The 19,061-nt window shown below is 70.8% G+C and carries 20 protein-coding genes; 6 read left to right on the top strand and 14 right to left on the bottom strand.

Annotation, left to right across the window (positions count from 1 at the left end; translation table 11 throughout):
• Positions 1-26: 26 nt before the first annotated feature.
• From rocD to ACZ4EG_RS13150, 3 genes are all read right to left on the bottom strand, one after another.
• Complete coding sequence (gene rocD / locus ACZ4EG_RS13160) at positions 27-1,265, bottom strand: ornithine--oxo-acid transaminase (RefSeq protein WP_467790697.1); 1,239 nt, start codon at positions 1,263-1,265, stop codon at positions 27-29.
• Complete coding sequence (gene ddaH / locus ACZ4EG_RS13155) at positions 1,262-2,074, bottom strand: dimethylargininase (RefSeq protein ID WP_467790696.1); 813 nt, start codon at positions 2,072-2,074, stop codon at positions 1,262-1,264. The genes rocD and ddaH overlap by 4 nt, the downstream gene beginning before the upstream one ends.
• 154 nt (positions 2,075-2,228) lie before the next feature.
• Positions 2,229-2,714, bottom strand: coding sequence for an Lrp/AsnC family transcriptional regulator (locus tag ACZ4EG_RS13150; protein ID WP_390710428.1), 486 nt, complete (start codon positions 2,712-2,714; stop codon positions 2,229-2,231).
• 77 nt (positions 2,715-2,791) lie between these two features.
• Between ACZ4EG_RS13150 and ACZ4EG_RS13145 the strand changes: the two genes are divergently transcribed.
• From ACZ4EG_RS13145 to ACZ4EG_RS13130, 4 genes are read left to right on the top strand one after another with little or no spacing between them, the layout of a single operon-like run.
• The gene (locus tag ACZ4EG_RS13145; RefSeq protein WP_467790695.1) at positions 2,792-3,547 is read left to right on the top strand and encodes a LytR/AlgR family response regulator transcription factor; all 756 of its coding nucleotides are present in this window, start codon (positions 2,792-2,794) and stop codon (positions 3,545-3,547) included.
• Positions 3,548-3,558: 11 nt separating this feature from the next.
• Positions 3,559-3,912, top strand: a complete 354-nt coding sequence (locus tag ACZ4EG_RS13140) for a hypothetical protein (RefSeq protein ID WP_453558297.1) — start codon at positions 3,559-3,561, stop codon at positions 3,910-3,912.
• Positions 3,909-5,621, top strand: coding sequence for a sodium/solute symporter (locus tag ACZ4EG_RS13135; protein WP_453558299.1), 1,713 nt, complete (start codon positions 3,909-3,911; stop codon positions 5,619-5,621). Before ACZ4EG_RS13140 ends, ACZ4EG_RS13135 begins: the two co-directional genes overlap by 4 nt.
• The gene (locus ACZ4EG_RS13130; RefSeq protein WP_453558301.1) at positions 5,618-6,823 is read left to right on the top strand and encodes a sensor histidine kinase; all 1,206 of its coding nucleotides are present in this window, start codon (positions 5,618-5,620) and stop codon (positions 6,821-6,823) included. The genes ACZ4EG_RS13135 and ACZ4EG_RS13130 overlap by 4 nt, the downstream gene beginning before the upstream one ends.
• Positions 6,824-6,848: 25 nt before the next feature.
• Here the strand turns inward: ACZ4EG_RS13130 and ACZ4EG_RS13125 are convergent, their stop codons facing one another.
• From ACZ4EG_RS13125 to ACZ4EG_RS13105, 5 genes are all read right to left on the bottom strand, one after another.
• Entirely contained in the window at positions 6,849-7,019 is a 171-nt protein-coding gene (locus tag ACZ4EG_RS13125; RefSeq protein ID WP_263206127.1) for a hypothetical protein, read from the bottom strand.
• A 145-nt stretch (positions 7,020-7,164) separates the two neighbouring features.
• Positions 7,165-8,115: a cytochrome c oxidase assembly protein gene (locus tag ACZ4EG_RS13120; protein WP_467790694.1), complete on the bottom strand. Its 951-nt coding sequence runs from the start codon at positions 8,113-8,115 to the stop codon at positions 7,165-7,167.
• A 127-nt stretch (positions 8,116-8,242) separates the two neighbouring features.
• A complete protein-coding gene (locus ACZ4EG_RS13115; protein ID WP_453558306.1) occupies positions 8,243-9,268 on the bottom strand; it encodes a 6-phosphofructokinase in 1,026 nt (341 codons plus the stop codon).
• Between the two features lie 266 nt (positions 9,269-9,534).
• A complete protein-coding gene (locus ACZ4EG_RS13110; RefSeq protein ID WP_363301438.1) occupies positions 9,535-10,263 on the bottom strand; it encodes a type 1 glutamine amidotransferase in 729 nt (242 codons plus the stop codon).
• Positions 10,264-10,283: 20 nt separating this feature from the next.
• The gene (locus tag ACZ4EG_RS13105; RefSeq protein ID WP_453558310.1) at positions 10,284-11,522 is read right to left on the bottom strand and encodes a Mur ligase family protein; all 1,239 of its coding nucleotides are present in this window, start codon (positions 11,520-11,522) and stop codon (positions 10,284-10,286) included.
• Between the two features lie 150 nt (positions 11,523-11,672).
• On the opposite strand from ACZ4EG_RS13105, the gene def reads away from it, so the two are divergent.
• Positions 11,673-12,212, top strand: a complete 540-nt coding sequence (gene def, locus ACZ4EG_RS13100; RefSeq protein ID WP_467790693.1) for a peptide deformylase — start codon at positions 11,673-11,675, stop codon at positions 12,210-12,212.
• A gap of 3 nt (positions 12,213-12,215) precedes the next feature.
• On the opposite strand, the gene ACZ4EG_RS13095 is transcribed toward def, so the two are convergent.
• On the bottom strand, positions 12,216-12,860 hold the full coding sequence (locus ACZ4EG_RS13095) for a TetR/AcrR family transcriptional regulator (RefSeq protein WP_467790692.1): 645 nt from the start codon (positions 12,858-12,860) through the stop codon (positions 12,216-12,218).
• A gap of 170 nt (positions 12,861-13,030) precedes the next feature.
• Here ACZ4EG_RS13095 and ACZ4EG_RS13090 point away from each other — a divergent pair, with 170 nt between their 5' ends.
• Complete coding sequence (locus tag ACZ4EG_RS13090) at positions 13,031-14,260, top strand: acyl-CoA dehydrogenase family protein (protein WP_467790691.1); 1,230 nt, start codon at positions 13,031-13,033, stop codon at positions 14,258-14,260.
• Between the two features lie 27 nt (positions 14,261-14,287).
• On the opposite strand, the gene ACZ4EG_RS13085 is transcribed toward ACZ4EG_RS13090, so the two are convergent.
• The 5 genes from ACZ4EG_RS13085 to ACZ4EG_RS13065 form a co-directional block, all read right to left on the bottom strand.
• Positions 14,288-14,785, bottom strand: a complete 498-nt coding sequence (locus ACZ4EG_RS13085) for a cupin domain-containing protein (RefSeq protein ID WP_453558518.1) — start codon at positions 14,783-14,785, stop codon at positions 14,288-14,290.
• A gap of 99 nt (positions 14,786-14,884) precedes the next feature.
• On the bottom strand, positions 14,885-16,099 hold the full coding sequence (locus ACZ4EG_RS13080) for a cytochrome P450 (protein ID WP_467790690.1): 1,215 nt from the start codon (positions 16,097-16,099) through the stop codon (positions 14,885-14,887).
• Positions 16,096-17,160, bottom strand: coding sequence for a type III polyketide synthase (locus ACZ4EG_RS13075; protein WP_467790689.1), 1,065 nt, complete (start codon positions 17,158-17,160; stop codon positions 16,096-16,098). The genes ACZ4EG_RS13080 and ACZ4EG_RS13075 overlap by 4 nt, the downstream gene beginning before the upstream one ends.
• Positions 17,161-17,386: 226 nt before the next feature.
• Positions 17,387-17,620 carry a DUF6213 family protein gene (locus ACZ4EG_RS13070; protein ID WP_453558328.1) on the bottom strand — a complete coding sequence of 78 codons (234 nt, stop codon included), beginning with the start codon at positions 17,618-17,620 and terminating at the stop codon, positions 17,387-17,389.
• Between the two features lie 25 nt (positions 17,621-17,645).
• The gene (locus tag ACZ4EG_RS13065) at positions 17,646-19,031 is read right to left on the bottom strand and encodes an NADP-dependent succinic semialdehyde dehydrogenase (RefSeq protein ID WP_467790688.1); all 1,386 of its coding nucleotides are present in this window, start codon (positions 19,029-19,031) and stop codon (positions 17,646-17,648) included.
• Positions 19,032-19,061: the final 30 nt, after the last annotated feature.

Genomic DNA, 19,061 nt, shown 5'->3' with positions numbered 1-19,061 from the left:
ACCCTGGGTTTCAGTGGCCCTGGGTCTCAGCGACCCTGGGTCAGGACCTTCTCCAGCGCGCCCAGCGCGGAGCGCAGTTCCTCGGCGGTGATGGTCAGCGGCGGGGCCAGCCGGATGGTGGAGCCATGGGTGTCCTTGACCAGGACGCCCTCCCGCATGAGGCCCTCGCTCACCTCGCGGCCGGTGCCGATGGCCGGGTCGACGTCGACGCCCGCCCACAGCCCGCGCGAGCGGAAACCGAGTACGCCCTTGCCGACCAGCGTCGACAGCCCGTCCCGCAGGATCACACCCAGCTCGTCGGCCCGGCGCTGGAACTCACCCGTCTCCAGCAGTTCGACCACCGCCGTGCCGACCGCGGCCGCGAGCGGGTTGCCGCCGAACGTCGAGCCGTGCTCGCCCGGCCGCAGCACGCCCAGCACGTCACGCCGGGCCACCACCGCCGACACCGGCACGATGCCGCCGCCCAGCGCCTTGCCGAGCAGCAGCACGTCCGGCACGACCTGCTCGTGCTCGACGGCGAGCGTACGGCCGGTGCGGCCCAGGCCGGACTGGATCTCGTCGGCGATGAACAGACAGCCCTTGCGGCGGGTCAGCTCGCGCACACCGGCGAGGTAGCCCTCGTCCGGGATGATCACCCCGGCCTCGCCCTGGATCGGCTCGATCAGCACTGCCGCCGTCGTCTCGTCGACGGCCGCCTCCAGCGCGGCGAGGTCGTTGTAGGGCACGATCCGGAAGCCCGGCGTGAAGGGGCCGAAGCCCGCACGGGCGGTCTCGTCGGTGGAGAAGCTGACGATCGTCGTCGTACGGCCGTGGAAGTTCTCCGCCGCGACCACGATCGTGGCCTGGTCGGCGGGGACGCCCTTGACCTCGTACGCCCACTTGCGGGCGACCTTGATGCCGCTCTCCACCGCCTCGGCGCCGGTGTTCATCGGCAGCACCATGTCGAGACCGGTCAACCCGGACAGCCGCTCGGCGAATTCGGCGAGCTGGTCGTTGTGGAAGGCACGCGAGGTGAGCGTCAGCCGGTCGAGCTGGCGGTGGGCCGCCTCCACCAGGGCCGGGTGACGGTGGCCGAAGTTGAGGGCCGAGTAACCGGCCAGCATGTCGAGGTAGCGGCGGCCCTCGACGTCCTCCACCCAGGTGCCCTCGGCACGGGCGACGACCACCGGCAGCGGGTGGTAGTTGTGCGCGAGAACCGGCTCCTCGGCGGAGATCAGGTCGGCGGAGGTACGGGTGCGGGCGGTCGTCCCGGCGGGGGCGGTCATGAGCGGATCTCCTGGGTGCAGCACTTGATGCCGCCGCCGGCCTTGTGGAACTCCGACAGGTCGACGGGGACGGGAACATAGCCGTGGTCGGCCAGACGCGAGGCCAGATTCTCGGCCCGCGGCGCGATGAAGACGTGACGCCCGTCGGAGACGGAGTTCAGACCGAACGTCGTCGCGTCCTCGCGGGTGGCGAGCACCGCGTCCGGGTACAGACGCTCCAGCACCTCACGGCTGCCCGGCGAGAAGGCCTCCGGGTAGTACGCGATGTTGTCGTCGTCCAGGACGAACAGCGCCGTGTCCAGGTGGTAGAAGTACGGGTCCACCAGCGTCAGGCTGATCACCGGCACACCGAAGAACTCCTGCACCTCGCGGTGCGCCTCGCGGGTCGTCCGGAACCCGGTGCCGGCCAGCACGTAACGGCCGGTCGGGACCAGGTCGCCCTCGCCCTCGCACACCGCCTCGGGGCGGTAGACGTCGAAACCGGCCGCCTTGAACCACGTGTCGTAGTGGGTCGACTCGGGACGGCGTTCGTTCGCGTGGAACAGGGAGCCGAAGACACGGCCGCCGACGACGACCGCGGAGTTCGCGGCGAAGACCATGTCGGGGAGACCGGCGACCGGCTCCACGGTGTGGACGGAGTGCCCGTGGGCACGGTAGGCGCTGATCAGTCCCTGCCACTGCTCCTGGGCCAGGTCCACGTCGACCTGGGAGTCGGGCTGCATCCAGGGATTGATCGCGTACTGCACGGCGAAGTGTCTGGGTTCGCAGACTAGAAAGCGCCGAGGGCGCGGCACACGGCTTTCGGGCACAGAGGTGTTCCTCCGCTTTCCTGCGGTGTCGGCTGGGGGTGACACCAAGGTAGGAAGTGAGGGGGTAGGACGACAAGAAACGACAGCTGCGTATGCGCGCAGGAATGCTGCGTTGTGTCCGGTCGTCACGCAGGACTGCTGCGTGCCGTGAGGTCTACTCCGGAACCGCGTGGGTGGCGCCCGCCTCCGGGCTCTCCGGCAGCAGATGGGAGAGGACCATCACGCTGATCGTCTTCCGGATGAACGGCTCCACGCGGATCCGCTCCAGCACCTCCTCGAAGTGCTCCACGTCCCGCGCCCGCACGTGCAGCAGCGCGTCCGCGCCGCCGGTCACCGTCATCGCGGCCGTGATCTCCGGATAGTTGCGGACCACCTCCGCGAGGCGCCGGGGCGGGGCCGCGCCCTCGCAGTACACCTCGACGTACGCCTCCGTGCGCCAGCCGAGCGCCGCCGGCGTCACCGTCGCCGTGAACCCGGTGATCACACCCGTCTCGCGGAGCCGGTCCACCCGCCGCTTGACGGCGGTCGCGGACAGGCCGACGGCCGCCCCGATCTCGGCGAAGCTCGTCCTGGCGTTCGCCATCAGCGCTGTGGTGATCTTCCGGTCGAGCTCGTCGAACGCGGCGGTCGTGCTGTTCATGTCGGCACTGTATCCAGCGCGAACGTCCACGCCCGGCACATGTCCTGCCGTACGGATTGCTCCTACACTCCACGTTCATGCTGCGCGCCCTCGCCGTCGACGACGAACGCCCCTCGCTGGAGGAACTCCTCTACCTGCTGCGCGCCGACCCGCGCGTCAGCAGCGTCGAGGGCGCCGGCGACGCGACCGAGGCGCTGCGCCGTATCACCCGCGCCCTGGAGTCCGGGCCGCACGGCCCCGAGGCCATCGACGTCGTCTTCCTCGACATCCAGATGCCGGGCCTCGACGGCCTGGAGATGGCCCGGCTGCTCACCGGCTTCGCCCGCCCTCCGCTGGTCGTCTTCGTCACCGCGCACGAGGACTTCGCCGTACGCGCCTTCGACCTCAAGGCCGTCGACTACGTCCTCAAACCCGTACGCAAGGAACGGCTCGCCGAGGCCGTACGCCGGGCCGCAGAGCAGCGCGGTGCCGTCCCGCGGATCACCGTCCATGAACCCGACCCCGACCACATACCCGTGGAACTCGGCGGCGTGACCCGCTTCGTCGCCGTCGACGACATCACCCACGTCGAGGCCCAGGGCGACTACGCCCGGCTGCACACCCACCGCGGCAGCCACCTGGTCCGCATCCCGCTGTCCACCCTGGAGGACCGCTGGCGCTCGCGCGGCTTCGTCCGCATCCACCGCCGCCACCTCGTCGCCCTGCGCCACATCGGCGAACTCCGCCTGGACGCGGGCACGGTGAGCGTCCTGATCGGCACCGAGGAACTCCAGGTCAGCCGCCGGCACACGCGTGAACTGCGGGACCTGCTGATGCGCCGGACCACGGGCTAGGGGAGGCCGACATGGAACCCACCGAGCGCCGAGTCGTCGTCACCGGACCGCCGCGCCGCATCCGACGGGCCTCCGGCTACTACCGGCCGCGCACCGAGATCGACGAGCAGACCACCCTCGGCCACACCTATGTCCGCTCGCTGATGCGCACCCAACTGCGCGCCGCCCTCGCGGTGTTCGCGGTCCTCGTGCTGCTCATCGGCCCGCTCCCGCTGGTCTTCGCGGCCGCCCCCGACCGGCGCCGCCTCGAATGGCTGGTGCTCGGCTTCTGCCTGTACGCCCCGCTGATCCTGCTGGCCCGCTGGTACGTGCGCCGCGCCGAACGCAACGAACGGGACCTCGTCCGCCTGGTCGAGGACCGATGAACTCGAGCTATGCGGTGCCCGCCGTCGCCCTGGTCGTCGTGGCGACCGTCCTCGTCGGCGCCTTCGGCCTGCGGGTCTCGCGCACCACCTCCGACTTCTACGTCGCCTCGCGCACCGTCGGCCCCCGCCTCAACGCGGCCGCCATCAGCGGCGAGTATCTGTCCGCCGCCTCCTTTCTGGGCATCGCGGGACTCGTCCTGGTCCAGGGCCCGGACATGCTCTGGTACCCGGTCGGCTACACCGCCGGCTATCTGGTCCTGCTTCTCTTCGTCGCCGCCCCGCTGCGCCGCTCCGGCGCCTACACTCTGCCCGACTTCGCGGAGGCCCGGCTCGCCTCGCAGGCGGTGCGGCGGCTCGCGGGGGCCTTCGTCGTCGGGGTCGGCTGGCTCTATCTGCTGCCCCAGCTCCAGGGCGCCGGGCTCACCCTGGCGGTGCTCACCGGCGCGCCCGGCCCGCTCGGCGGACTCATCGTGGCCGTGGTCGTCGTGGCGACCGTCGCCGCGGGCGGCATGCGCAGCATCACCTTCGTACAGGCGTTCCAGTACTGGCTCAAGCTCACCGCCCTCCTCGTGCCCGCCCTCTTCCTGGTCCTCGCCTGGCAGAGCGACGGCGCACCCCATCACGCCTTCGACGAACCGGCGGCCTTCCGCGAACAGCGCACCGTCCGCGTCCAGGACACCCTCGACCTCGAACTCCACCGCCCGCTCACCGCCACGGTGACCGGCACGGTCGACGGCCGGCCGCACGACGACACCCGGCTCACCCTCGCCGGGGGCACCCACCGGATCGCCGCCGGCACCCGGCTGACCTTCGCCCGGGGCACCCCCGTCCCCATGGCCGACCGCGGCACCAACGGCGGCATGTCCACCTCGCTCGCCGAGAGCCGCCAGGAACGCCCGCTGTACGCCACGTACGGACTCATCCTCGCCACCTTCCTCGGCACCATGGGCCTGCCGCACGTCGTCGTCCGCTTCTACACCAGCCCGCACGGGGTCGCCGCCCGCCGCACCACGGTGGCCGTGCTGGCGCTGATCGGCGGCTTCTATCTGCTCCCGCCCGTATACGGCGCCCTGGGCAGGATCTACGCCCCCGAGCTCACGATCACCGGCGACGCGGACGCCGCCGTGCTTCTGCTGCCCGACCGGATGATCGGCGGACTCGGCGGCGACCTGCTCGGCGCGCTGGTGGCCGGCGGTGCCTTCGCCGCGTTCCTGTCCACCGCCTCCGGGCTGACCATGGCGGTCGCCGGAGTGCTCACCCAGGACGTCCTCCCCTCGCGCGGGGTGCGGCACTTCCGGCTCGGCACGGTGCTCGCCATGGCCGTACCGCTGGCCGCGAGCGTGCTGGTCGGCGGGCTGCCGGTCGCGGACGCGGTCGGGCTGGCCTTCGCCGTCTCGGCCTCCTCCTTCTGCCCGCTGCTCGTCCTCGGCATCTGGTGGCGGCGGCTGACCCCGCCCGGCGCCGCCGCGGGCATGCTCGTCGGCGGCGGCTCCGCGTTCCTCGCCGTGGCCGTCACCATGGCGGGCTTCCCCGGCACCGGCCCGCTGCACGCCCTGCTCGCCTGGCCCGCGCTGTGGTCGGTCCCGCTGGGCTTCCTCACCATGGTGCTGGTGTCCCTGGCCACCGCTGCACGGGTGCCGGCCGGGACGGCGGCGATCCTGGCGCGGTTCCACCTGCCCGAGGAACTGTGGGCGGAGGCCAAGGCGTGAACGGCTTCCTCGCGGGTCTGTGTGTCGCCGTGCTCCCGTTGCTGGCCGCCGGTTTCTGGCTCGGGCGGCGCACGGCACGGCCGGAGAGCCTCGGTGACCTCGGCACGCCCGTGGAGCACGCCACCTTCCAGACCCTGCACACCGCCTCGCTCGCCGCGCCCCCGCTGCGGGCGGGCCTCACGGAGGAGACCGCGCGCAGATCGGCCCGCAGACTACGCTCACTGCTCGGCACGGACGCGCTGTGCCTCACCGACCGGGGGCAGGTGCTGGTCTGGGACGGAGTGGGCGGCCACCACCGCGCCGAGATCATGGAACGGCTGGCCGGACCGCTGGAGAGCGGCCGCGGCGAGGCCTTCCGGCTGACCTGCGAGACCCCCGACTGCCCGGCCCGCTGGGCCGTGGTCGCCCCGCTCACCGTCGACGACCGGGTGTACGGCGCGCTCGTCGCCTGCGCGCCGCGCGAGTCCGCCGTGCTGGTACGGGCGGCCGGCGAGGTGGCCCGCTGGGTGAGCGTCCAGCTGGAGCTCGCCGACCTCGACCAGTCCCGGACGAGGCTCATCGAGGCCGAGATCAAGGCCCTGCGCGCCCAGATATCCCCGCACTTCGTGTTCAACTCGCTCGCGGTGATCGCCTCGTTCGTCCGCACCGACCCCGAGCGGGCCCGGGAACTCCTGCTGGAGTTCGCCGACTTCACCCGCTACTCGTTCCGCAGGCACGGCGACTTCACCACCCTCGCCGACGAGCTCCACGCCATCGACCACTACTTGGCGCTCGTCCGGGCCCGCTTCGGCGACCGGCTCTCCGTCACCCTGCAGATCGCGCCCGAGGTACTGCCCGTCACGCTGCCGTTCCTGTGTCTGCAGCCCCTGGTCGAGAACGCCGTCAAGCACGGTCTGGAGGGCAAGGCCGACGGCTGCCACATCCAGATCACCGCGCAGGACGCCGGCGCCGAGGCGCTCGTCGTGATCGAGGACGACGGCGTCGGCATGGACCCCGAGCTGCTGCGCCGCATCCTCGCCGGCGAGACCAGCCCCTCCGGCGGCATCGGCCTGTCCAACGTCGACGACCGGCTCCGCCAGGTGTACGGCGACGACCACGGCCTCGTCATCGAGACCGCGGCCGGAGCGGGCATGAAGATCACCGCCCGGCTGCCGAAGTACCAGCCGGGGGTGCACTCGGCGGCCCGCCTGGCCGCCGAGTGAGTCCCAGGTGCTGTGCGAGCGGGTCTCAGGTGCTCTGGGTGGCGATCATCGCAAGCGTGAGCAGCCCCAGCACCACCCATCCGAACCACAGCCAGCCATTGCTCCCCAGCGCCACCGTGTACGCCGTCACCACGACGAGTCCGCCGACGGTGAGCACCCCCATCGCCTTCGTGGAACCGTTCGTAGAACCGGGCATCGCAACACCCTCCTCATGGTTCGACTCCCTCCATGGTGCCCCCGTTCCGCCTCCACACGGCACAGACGACGAAATACGCACCCGACGCCCAGGGATCCTCGCTGGTCCAGGACACGGCCCGGGGCTGCGTCCCGTGTCCCCCTCGTCAGCTCCTACGGGCGTTCAGTGAGGCCAGATAGGCGTTGTACGCCTCGAGTTCCTTGTCACCGTCCCGGTCGGCCGCGCGGTCCTTGCGCTTGGCCTGCCGCTGTTCGGAGCCGTACCACTGGAACAGCAGCGCGATCAGCACCAGGACGGACGGGATCTCGCTGAACGCCCAGGCGATGCCGCCGGCCGCGCTCTGGTCGGAGAGGGCATCGATGCCGAGTGAGGCGGGCGGGTTCTTGAACGTCTCGACCATCGGGGCCGACGCCATCATCAGCGCGATTCCGAAGAAGGCGTGGAACGGCATGCCCGCGAACAGCTCCAGCATCCGCATCAGATGGCCCGGCCGGTGCGGGCCCGGGTCCACGCCGATGATCGGCCAGAAGAACGCCACGCCCACCGCCAGGAAGTGCACCATCATCGCGACGTGCCCCGCCTTCGACCCCATCAGGAAGTCGAAGAGCGGTGTGAAGTACAGCGCGTACAGGCTCGCGATGAACATCGGGATAGTGAACCCCGGGTGCGTGACGACCCGCATGTAGCGACTGTGCAGCAGCGCCAGCAGCAGTTCGCGCGGGCCCTTGCGGCCCTTGCCCGCGACCGGCAGCGCGCGCAGCGCCAGCGTGACCGGGGCGCCGAGGAGGATCAGGATCGGCGACAGCATGCTGATCACCATGTGCTGCACCATGTGCACGCTGAACATCACCATGCCGTAGTCGTTCAGCCCGGTGCACATCACCAGCATGATGGTCAGCACGCCGACGACGTACGACACCGTCCGCGCCACCGGCCACGCGTCACCGCGCCGCCGCAGCCGCACCACACCCCACCCGTACAGCCCGAGCCCGAGCAGGCAGGCGACGAGGAAGAACGGGTCCGCCGACCACTCGAGACCCCGTCCCAGCGTGAACGGCGGCAGATCCATCGTCATGCCGTGCCCGCTGTGATCCATCCGCCGGCTCCTGATTCGTGGGGGTTGTGCGCTGTCTGTCCACAGCTGTCTGTCCGCACCCAGACTAGAACCGCCCCCGGTCACTGCCGTGACCGGGGGCGGGTTTGCGCACAGGCGGCCTACCGGCCTACAGAACGCACTCGGCCTCTTCGTACCGCTCCTCGGGAACCGTCTTCAGCGTCTCCACGGCCTGCGCCAGCGGCACCATCACGATGTCGGTACCCCGCAGCGCGGTCATGTGGCCGAACTCGCCCCGGTGCACGGCCTCCACGGCATGCCACCCGAAGCGCGTCGCCAGCACACGGTCGTACGCCGTCGGCGTCCCGCCGCGCTGCACATGGCCGAGGATGACCGGCCGCGCCTCCTTGCCCAGCCGCTCCTCCAGTTCGACGGAGAGCTGGCGGGCGATCCCGGCGAAGCGCTCGTGGCCGTAGATGTCCTTGCCGCCCTCGTCGAACTCCATGCTGCCGGCCCTCGGCTTGGCCCCCTCCGCGGCGACGACGATGGCGAACCGCTTGCCCGCCTCGAACCGATCGCCGACCCGCTTCGCCAACTCCTCGATGTCGAACGGGCGCTCCGGTACGACGATGGCGTGGGCACCGGCCGCCATGCCGGAGTGCAGCGCGATCCAGCCGGTGTGGCGGCCCATGACCTCCACGATCAGCACGCGCTGGTGGGACTCGGCGGTGGTCTTCAGCCGGTCCAGGGCCTCGGTGGCGACGCCCACGGCCGTGTCGAAGCCGAAGGTGACGTCCGTGACGGCGATGTCGTTGTCGATGGTCTTCGGCACGCCCACGATGGGCAGGCCGTTGTCCGACAGGAGCCGGGCCGCCTTCAGCGTGCCCTCGCCGCCGATCGGGATGATCGCGTCCAGGCCCAGGTCCTGGAGGTGGCCCTTGGCCCGGGCCACGCCGTCCCGCAGGTGCTCGGGACGGACCCGGGAGGAACCGAGGATGGTGCCGCCGCGGGCCAGGATGCCGCCCACGGCGTCCAGGTCCAGCTTGAGGTAGTCGCACTCCAGGAGGCCTTTCCAGCCGTCCCGGAAACCGATGACCTCGTCGCCGTGGTCGGCGACGGCACGGTGCACGACGGACCGGATGACGGCGTTCAGGCCGGGGCAGTCGCCGCCGGACGTGAGGACACCAATGCGCATAGCCCGAAATACCTTCTCAACGTGGGCCGGGGACCGGACCGCGCTGTCCGGTTGGAACCCGGTCACCCTACCGGCGTCTGGGGGTGGCTCCGTAGCGGGCGTCCGCCTGCTGGACGCGCCCGCACATGTGAGCGGACGGCCTGTCAGGCGGGCCCGTTGACGACCATGCCGGAGGACGCTAAAAGGTGCCTTCAGTACCTCTGGAACGCAGCGGTCACGCAGGCTGCTGCGCAGCTGTACCTACGCAGGCTGCTGCGCAACTGTACCTACGCAGGCTGCTGCGCAGCCGCGATGCGCTCGTTGCGGAGCGCCTCGTACCAGCGGTCGTCGATCGGCGGCAGCGCGTTGACGTCGAGTGCCAGCTTCAGCAGCAGGTCCGCGATCAGCGGATTGCGGGCGAGGACGGGCCCGTGCATGTAGGTGCCGAAGACCGTCCCGTTGTACGCGCCCTCCGTGCCGTCCCCGGTGCCGTTGCCCCGGCCCTTGCGGACCTGGGCGAAGGGGCGGGCCGAGGGGCCGATGTGGGTGACGCCCTGGTGGTTCTCGAAGCCGGTCAGCTGGGGCAGGCCGAGCTGCGGGTCGATGTCCGCGAGGACGTCGCCGACGCACCGCTCGCCCTCGCCGCGCACCGACGTCACATCGAGCAGGCCCAGGCCCGGCTCGCGCTGTCCGAGGTCGTTGATGAACTCGTGGCCGAGGATCTGGTAGCCGGCGCAGACGGAGAAGACGATCGCGCCGTTCTCCACCGCCCGGTGCAGATGGCCGTCGCGCCGCAGCCGCTCGGCCGCGAGACGCTGGGGCCGGTCCTCGCCGCCGCCGATCAGATAGATGTCACCGGAGGTCGGGATCGGCTGGTCGCTGCGCACGTCGAGCCGCGCCACGTCCAGCCCGCGCTGCCGCGCCCGCCGCTCCACGACGAGAGCGTTGCCCTGGTCGCCGTAGGTGCTGAGCAGGTCCGGGTAGATCCACACCAGCCGAAGTTGGTTGTCGCTCATGAAGTGATCGTCCTCCCTGGTCAGTTGCCGACGATCCGGCGCAGGTCCTGGAACGCGGTGTAGTTCGCGATGACCTCGATCCGGCCCGGCGGCGCCTGCTGGACGGCCTGGTCGAGGTTCTCACAGACCTGGAAGTGCTGGTTCGCGACCTCCAGGCGCACCGCGAGGTCCAGCTTCCGGTCGCCGATCACGAAGATCGGGTGGCCGGTCAGGCGGGTGTAGTCGACGTCCCACAGCCAGGAGGTGTCGGTGCCGTCGGCGCCGCGCGCGTTCACGGACAGGACGACCGGCGTCGGCGGCGGGTCGATCAGGGAGAACGTCTCCAGCCAGCCCGCGGGGTTCTTCGCCAGCAGCAGGCGCAGGTCGCGGCCCTGGTACTGGACGACGTCATAGCGGCCGGCGACCGCCTGCACCTGGTACATGCGCTCCAGGGCCACCTGCGGCGGGACGCCGAAGACGGCGGCGACGGCCGCGGAGCTCGCGGCGTTGGCCTTGTTGGCGCGGCCGGGCAGCTGGAGGTGGATCGGCCAGGCCGAACCGTGCGGGTCGAGGACGTGGTCGCCGGACAGTGCCCAGCTCGGCGCCGGACGGCGGAAGCCGCACTCGCCGCAGTACCAGTCGTCACCGGGGCGCTGCATCACGCCGCCGCAGGACGGGCAGGACCAGGCGTCGTCCTTCCACATCTGGCCGGCCGCGACCCAGATCACATTGGGGGAGGAGGACGCGGCCCACACCACCAGCGGGTCGTCGCAGTTGGCGACGATCACGGCCTTGGAGCCGGCCAGGCCCTCGCGCCAGTTCTCCGCGAGCATGCGGGTCTCGGCCGCGCGGTCCAGCTGGTCGCGGGAGAGGTTGAGCAGCGCGATGCACTTCGGGGAGGTGTCACGGGCGACGCCCGCGAGGTACTTCTCGTCGACCTCGATCACGCCGAACTTCGCGTCCGAGCCGCCGGCGAGCGCCGAGGTGATGCCGGCCGGCATGTTGGCGCCGAGCGCGTTGGAGACGACCGGACCGGCGGCGCGCAGGGCCTCGGCGATGAGGCGGGTGGTCGTGGTCTTGCCGTTGGTCGCCGAGACGAGGACGCAGTCCAGGTTCTGGGCGAGCCGGCCGAGCAGGTCGGGGTCGAGTTTGAGTGCGACCCGGCCGCCGATCACCGATCCGCTGCCGCGCCCCGCGGCGCGAGACGCCGCCGCGACCGCCTTGCCCGCGGTCACGGCGAGCTTGGCCCGCGGCGAGAGCGGGTCCGAGTTGCCTGCCATCAGTTCTCGATCCTCCTTGCGTACGCGCCGCGCCTCAGCCATTCGGTAACGTGGCGTGGGCCTCAGCCTATCGAGATCTATTCGCACACCCGAATCCCGGCCCACGCCTGCGCGGCGGGCGTGGGCCGAGGGAACCGTACCCTTGCCGCCATGCGACACGGCTCGATACCGGGCGCCCGCGGGCGCGTCCGGCCTCTCACCCTGCTCGGCGACCCGGTGCTGTACGCACCCTGCGCGGAGGTCACCGACTTCGGTCCCGAACTCTCCCGGCTGGTGGAGGACTTGTTCGCCACGATGTACGCGGCCCAGGGCGTGGGCCTGGCCGCCAACCAGGTGGGGGAGTCCTTGCGGGTGTTCGTGTACGACTGCCCGGACGACGAGGATGTGCGACATCTCGGACATGTGGTGAACCCGCGACTGGTGGAGGCGGACGGCGTGGTGATCCGCGGGCCGGAGGGCTGTCTGTCCCTGCCGGGCCTGGAGGCGGGGACCGAGCGCTACGACCATGCGGTCGTCGAGGGCTTCACGGTGACCGGGGAGCCGGTCACCGTTCATGGGACGGGGTTCTTCGCCCGGTGTCTGCAGCACGAGTGCGACCACCTGGAGGGCGAGGTATATGCGGAGCGCCTCACCGGCCGGCGCCACCGCCGTCTGATGAGGCAGGTGCGCCGGGCCTCCTGGCACCGGTGAGGGTCAGAACCCGGGGCTGCCCATCTTGTCCCCCGCCGCCGCCAGCCGTCCCCACAGCAGGTCGGCCAGGCTCTTCACCAATTCCGCGCGGGAGCAGGGCCGTTCGCCGAGCCACCAGTCGCCCGCCGCGTGCATCATGCCGACGATCCCGTGCCCCCACACCCGGGCCAGCTGCTGGCTCCCCGGTCCGAGGTCCAGCCGGTCCTCGATGACCTGGGCCAGCTCCTCGCCCATCCTGCGCAGCAGCGGCGCGGAGTGCTTGCCGACGTCGAAGCCCTGGTCGACGCCCTGGCCGCCCTCCGAGGGGTGCATCAGGAAGCGGTAGACCTGGGGCCGTGCCTCGATCGCCGCGAGGTAGGTGTCCAGCGTGGCCTCGACCCGCTCGCGGCGCTCGGCGGGGGCGTCGAGCGCCGCCCGCAGCGAGTCCAGCAGGGCGTCGGTGTGCCGCTTGGCGAGAGCGGCGTAAAGTCCGCCCTTGTCGCCGAAGTGGCGGTAAAGGATGGGCTTGGTGATACCGGCCTCGGCGGCGATGGCGTTCATCGAGGCCTGCGGGCCGTCGCGCAGCACCACCCGGTCGGCGGCCTCCAGCAGCTCGCGCCGGCGGCGGTCGGCGGTCCGCTGCTGATCGGTCCGCTGTGTGGTGTCCATGAGCTCTCCCCACCCGTGCTGTTTCGGTGACGCCTGCGCAAACTAACACTGACTGTGTCCGGCACATCGAACGGGATGCCGACAGGTCATCGAGAGTTGACTTTTCCTACCCGCCGGTAACAGACTCGGGTTACCGCTAGTAACATGCAAGTACCGCCGCTGGAGGGGACATGGCCGAGTTCACCATGGAGCTCAACGACGAACAGAAGGAGGTCCGGGACTGGCTGCACGGTTTCGCCGCCGACGTCATCCGCCCCGCGGCCGCCGAATGGGACGAGCGTGAGGAGACTCCCTGGCCGGTCATCCAGGAGGCCGCCAAGGTCGGTATCTACTCACTCGACTTCTACGCCCAGCAGTACTTCGACCCCACCGGCCTCGGCATTCCGATGGCGATGGAGGAGCTGTTCTGGGGCGACGCGGGCATAGCGCTCTCGATCGTCGGCACCGGTCTGGCCGCCGTGGGCGTCCTCGCCAACGGCACCGAGGAGCAGATCGGCACCTGGATCCCCCAGATGTACGGCGACCCCGATGACGTCAAGGTCGCGGCCTTCTGCTCCTCCGAGCCCGACGCCGGCTCCGACGTGGGCTCCATGCGGACGCGTGCCGTGTACGACGAGGCCAAGGACGAGTGGGTGATCAACGGCACGAAGACCTGGGCGACCAACGGCGGCATCGCCAACGTCCACGTCGTCGTCGCCGTGGTCGACCCCCACCTCGGCTCCAAGGGCCATGCGTCCTTCATCATCCCGCCGAACACGCCCGGCCTGTCCCAGGGCCAGAAGTTCAAGAAGCACGGCATCCGCGCCTCGCACACCGCCGAGGTCGTCCTGGAGAACGTCCGTGTCCCCGGCTCCTGCCTGCTCGGCGGCAAGGAGAAGCTGGACGAGCGGCTCGCGCGGGCCCGTGAGAGGGCCAGGGCGGGCGGCGGCGAGCGGGTGAAGAACGCGGCGATGGCCACGTTCGAGGCCTCGCGGCCGGCGGTCGGCGCGATGGCCGTCGGCACGGCCCGGGCGGCGTACGAGGTGGCCCTCGACTACGCCATGACCCGTGAGCAGTTCGGACGGCCGGTCATCGACAACCAGGGTGTCGCCTTCCAGCTCGCGGACATGCGCACGCAGATCGATGCCGCGCGTCTGCTCGTGTGGCGTGCCTCCTGGATGGCGGTCAACGGGAAGCCGTTCACCGCGGCCGAGGGCTCGATGTCCAAGCTGTTCGCCAGCGAGACCGCGAAGAAGGTCACCGCCCAGGCGATCCAGATCCTGGGCGGCAACGGGTACACGCGGGAGTATCCGGTCGAGCGGATGCACCGGGACGCCGCGATCTACACGATCTTCGAGGGGACGAGTGAGATCCAGCGGCTGGTGATCGCCCGTACCTTGTCGGGGATGCCGATCCGCTAGCGGCGATCAGCGGCGCCGCAGCGGCGATCACCGGTGCTTCAGCGGCGTGAGCTGCTCGATGTCGTAGCGCCTGCGCAGGTCCTCGATCGCCTCGTGGTCCGGCGGCCCCCCGCTCCCCAGGATCTCCAGCAACTCCTCGAAGTAGCGCTCGTGATCCGGGGGCGGGGACGCCTGGAAGAACACCTTCGCCGCGGTGTCCGTCGGGTTGGCGAAGGCATGGGGGCAGCCGGGGGGTACGACGATGAGCGTGCCGGGGGTGGCCCGGACCACGCGGGTGCCCGAACTCGACTCCCACTTCTGCCAGTTGTCGGGTGTGCGGATGCGCGGCTCGAAGGCGAGCACATCGAGCTCACCGTCCAGCACGTAGAACAACTCCTCGCTGCGCGTGTGCACATGGGCGCCGACATCGAAGCCGGGCGGGACCTCCACCTCGAAGGTGGACGCCGTCCGCGAGTGCGTGCCGGTCACCTTGAACGTCACGCGCTGGGCGGGCGTGTGCACGACGCGGCCGTGACCCGGGGGCACGAGCAGCCCCTCGGACTGCGCCGTCTGCTGGGGCGGCGCGTCCGCCCGGGCCGTGGGTCCTTCGGGTACCGCCAGTCCTTCGGTCGTCGTCATCGCCAATCACCACGTCACGGGAAGGGCCTCGGGCCCACGGATCAACGCGCCCTTCTTGAAGGGCACCTGGTCGGGCGGTACGGCCGGCCGCAGCCCGGGCACCCGGTCCAGCAGCGTGTCGACCAGCAGCTCGGACTCCAGCCGGGCGAGCTGGGCGCCGGGGCAGTAGTGCGGGCCGAAGCCGAACGTCAGATGCGGGTTGGGGCTCCGGGAGAAGTCGATCGTCTCCGGGTCCGGGAAGACCTCCGGGTCGCGGTTGGCGGCCAGGTAGGAGACGTACACCGGGTCGCCCGCCCGGATCCGCACGCCCCTGATCTCCACGTCCTGCGTGGCGATCCGGGACAGCCCGACCGCGTTGCGGTGCGGGATGTACCGCAGCAGTTCGTCGATGGCCTTCGGTCTGATCTCCGGCCGGGTGCGCAGCTGTGCCACGAGATCGGGCCGGATCATCAGGAGGTAGAGCAGCTGCCCGCTGTTGTCGGTGACCGCCTCGCCGCCGATCTGCAGCAGCACCGCGAGCCCCGTGGCCTCCTCCGGCGTCACCTCGCCGCGGCCCACGGCGGCGCCGAGCAGTGAGGTGACGTCCTCGCCCGCACTGTTCTCGCGCCGGTGGATGAGGCCGCGGAAGTAGGCGCTCATCTCGTTCCTTGCCTTCTCGCTGACCTGCTTGCCCTGCGAGGAGGACAGGATGAGCCGGGTCCAGGTGTGCATGCTGTGCCGGTCGGCCGCCGGGACGCCCATCAGCTCGCAGATCACCGCGACGGGGAAGGGACTGAGCACCGCACTGGTGAGGTCGGCGGGCGCTCCGTCCTGGAGGAGCTCGTCCACCAGTTCGTCCAGCAATACCTGGGACTTCTCACGGAGCCGTGCCACCCCCTTCGCGGTGAACGCGGGCGCGACCGCGCGGCGCAGCCGGGTGTGGTCCGGCGGATCCAGGAAGCCGACCGCGCCACGGGTCGGGATGAAGTGCGGGGCGAGCCGGGTGACCGGGTGGTCCATGACCGCCTCGCGGCTGAACCGGGGGTCATTGGTCACCGTGCGCACGTCGTCGTAGCGGGTGAGCAGCCAGGCCCAGCCCTCGCCGTTGGGCAGTTCGATGCGGCTGACCGGGCCCTCGTGCATCAGCTCGGCCAGCACCGGATCGAACTTCACCCCGGCCAGGTCGGCCGCCGGCCAGAGCCGGACCGGCGGCGGGACCTCGGTGAGCAGCTCGTCGATCATCGCGTCTCTTCGTCCGTGCCGACCCAGCGGCCCACGGTCATCTCGGCGGTGATGCCGGGGCCGAACCCGGCGAGCAGTCCGCGCGCCCGCTCGTCGGCGCCGCCCTCGTCGAACAGCCGGCGTAGCGCGTCCAGTACGACGGCGCTGGCGATGTTGCCGTACTCGGTGAGGGTGGCCCGGCTGAACCGGAACGCGTGCGGGTCGACCTGCAGGAACTTGCTGAGGTCGTCGAGTATTCGGGGCCCGCCCGCGTGGATGATGTAGAAGTCCAGGTCGGACGCGTCCCAGCCGTGCTCGCCCGCCAGGTCCTGGAGCGCCGGGGCGAGCGGCTCCATGGTGGCGGGCACCCGCTTGTCCAGCAGGAAGTGGAACCCGGTGGCCCGGACGTCGTACATGATCCAGTCCTCGGTCTTGGGGATCAGGTACGAGCCGTTGCGCTCCAGCCGGACGCCCGTGCCGCCGCTGCCGCGCACCACGGCCGCGGCGATGCCGTCGCCGAACAGTCCGTTGGAGAGCAGCGAGCCGACGCCGAGGTCGGTGGGCTGATAGCACAGCGAGCAGAACTCGCAGGCCACGATGAGTGCGTTGGCCTCGGGGTAGGCCGTGCAGAAGTCGTGCGCCCGGTTGATGGCCGCACCGCCGGCCGCGCAGCCCAGCTGGGCTATCGGCAGCTGCCGGGTGGTGCTCGGGAAGTCCATCTCGTTGATCAGCCACGCGGTCAGCGAGGGCATCATGAAGCCCGTGCACGACACGTAGATGATGACATCGATGTCAGAGGTCAGGAGTTCGGCGTCGTCGAGCGCCCGCTGGATGACCGCGGGGACCCGGGCCTTCGCCTCGCTCTCGTACACCTTGTTGCGCTCCTGGAAGCCGGGATGCTTCAGGGTCTCCTCGATCGGCTGGACGATGTGCCGGGTGCGGACGCCAGTGTTCTCGATCAGCCGGAGGGCCAGCGGGAGCTGGGGGTGGTCCGGATGACGCTCGCGCGCCAGGTCCAGCGTGTCCTCCATCGTGATCACGTGTTCTGGTACGGACACCGAGGGTCTGCACAAAGTAGCCATGAGCCGTCCCTGCTTTCGCCTTCCGGCAGGCCTTCGCCCGCCGGTCAGAAGGTGGTCCACCCAGGTTCACCCGACGGGGCGACGATCTCGCGCCGGATTACTCCGAATCGGGGACAACGGGTAAGGGGCGCCTGAGAACTCCCGGTCACCCGACCGGCCTCTCCCGCTGATCGCCGGCGGCGCGACCGGCCACGGTGAACCCGAACCCCCGCACCGGACAGAACCCCTACGGCGCCCCACTGCTGTGCGCGATGCACGCCACGTCGATACGGTCGGCGAGCTTCGCGAGCTCGATGGTCAGCGCGGCAACGGTGTTCTCGTCCAGCCCCTGCTGCCCGGCCTCGACGAGGTGCAGCCACCTTCCGCCCACGGTGCGGAGCAGCTTGCTCACGTCGGCCGCGGCCACCTGCAAGGTACCGCGGTCGTCGACGATCAGAGGCAGAGTCACTTCGCGGTTCACAGACGGGATCGTAGCCGCGGAAACGTCACGCACCCTGCCAAACAGTGGTGATGTTGCAGAACTCGCGGATCCCGTGCCCGGACAGCTCACGCCCGTACCCGGACCGCTTGACCCCGCCGAACGGAAACGCCGGATGGGACGCGGTCATCCCGTTCACATACACGGCACCCGCCTCCAGATCCCGTGCGAACCGCTCCGTCTCGGCCTCGTCGCGCGTCCACACATTCGAACTCAGGCCGAACGGCGAGTCGTTGGCGATCAGCACGGCCTCGTCCAGGTCGCCGGCCCGGTACAGCGTGGCGACCGGCCCGAACGCCTCTTCGCGGTGGATCCGCATCTCGCGGGTGATCCCGGCGAGGACGGTCGGCGGGTAGAACCAGCCGGGCCAGTTCGGGCGCCGCCCACCGCACAGCACGGCCGCCCCGCTGCGCTTCGCGTCGTCGACCAGTTCCTCCAGGTCGGCCCGCCCCTGCTCGCTGGCGAGCGGTCCGACCTCGGTGTCCTCCTGCAGCGGGTCGCCGACCTTGAGCGCCTTCATGCCCGCGACGAACCGCTCCGCGAAGGCGTCGTACACGTCCGTGTGGACGATGAACCGCTTGGCGGCGATGCAGGACTGCCCGTTGTTCTGCACCCGGGCGGTCACCGCGACCTGGGCCGCCCGGTCGATGTCGGCGGAGGGCATGACGACGAACGGGTCGCTGCCGCCCAGCTCCAGCACCGTCTTCTTGACCATGTCCCCGGCGGTGGACGCGACCGCCCGCCCCGCCGGTTCGCTGCCGGTGAGGGTCGCCGCCCTGACGCGCTCGTCGCGCAGGATGCCGTCGACCGCGCCGGAGCCGATCAGCAGGGTCTGGAAGCAGCCCTCGGTGAAGCCGGCCCGGTGGAAGAGGTCCTCCAGATACAGGGCGGTCTGCGGGACGTTGGAGGCGTGCTTGAGCAGACCCACGTTGCCGGCCATCAGGGCCGGCGCCGCGAAGCGGATCACCTGCCACAGCGGGAAGTTCCACGGCATCACGGCGAGCACCGGCCCGAGCGGCCGGTAGCGCACCCGCACCCGGGACGCCCCGGAGTCCGTCACATCGGCATCGGCGGGCTTCTCGTCGGCGAGCAGCGCCTCGGCGTGCTCCGCGTACCAGCGCATCGCCCTGGCGCACTTGGCGGCCTCCGCCCGGGCCTGTCTGACCGGCTTGCCCATCTCGGTGGTCATGATCCGGCCGATGTCCTGCCGGTCCTCGTCCAGGAGGTTGGCGGCCTGGAGGAGAAGACGCCCACGGTCCACGACGCGGCTCATCCGGTACGTGCGGAACGTCGCCTCGGCGAGCTGGAGCCGGCGCTCGATCTCCTCCTCGCCCATGGCCTCGTACGTCTTGAGCGTCTCGCCGTTCGCCGGGTTGACCGTCGCGATGGGCATGGCTGACCTCCCTGGGAGCGGGCTTGATTC

It is taken from the genome of Streptomyces sp. NPDC025638 (genome assembly GCF_055558775.1).
The sequence above is the reverse complement of the archived record's forward strand: the minus strand, read 5'-3'. Positions and strand labels throughout refer to the sequence as shown.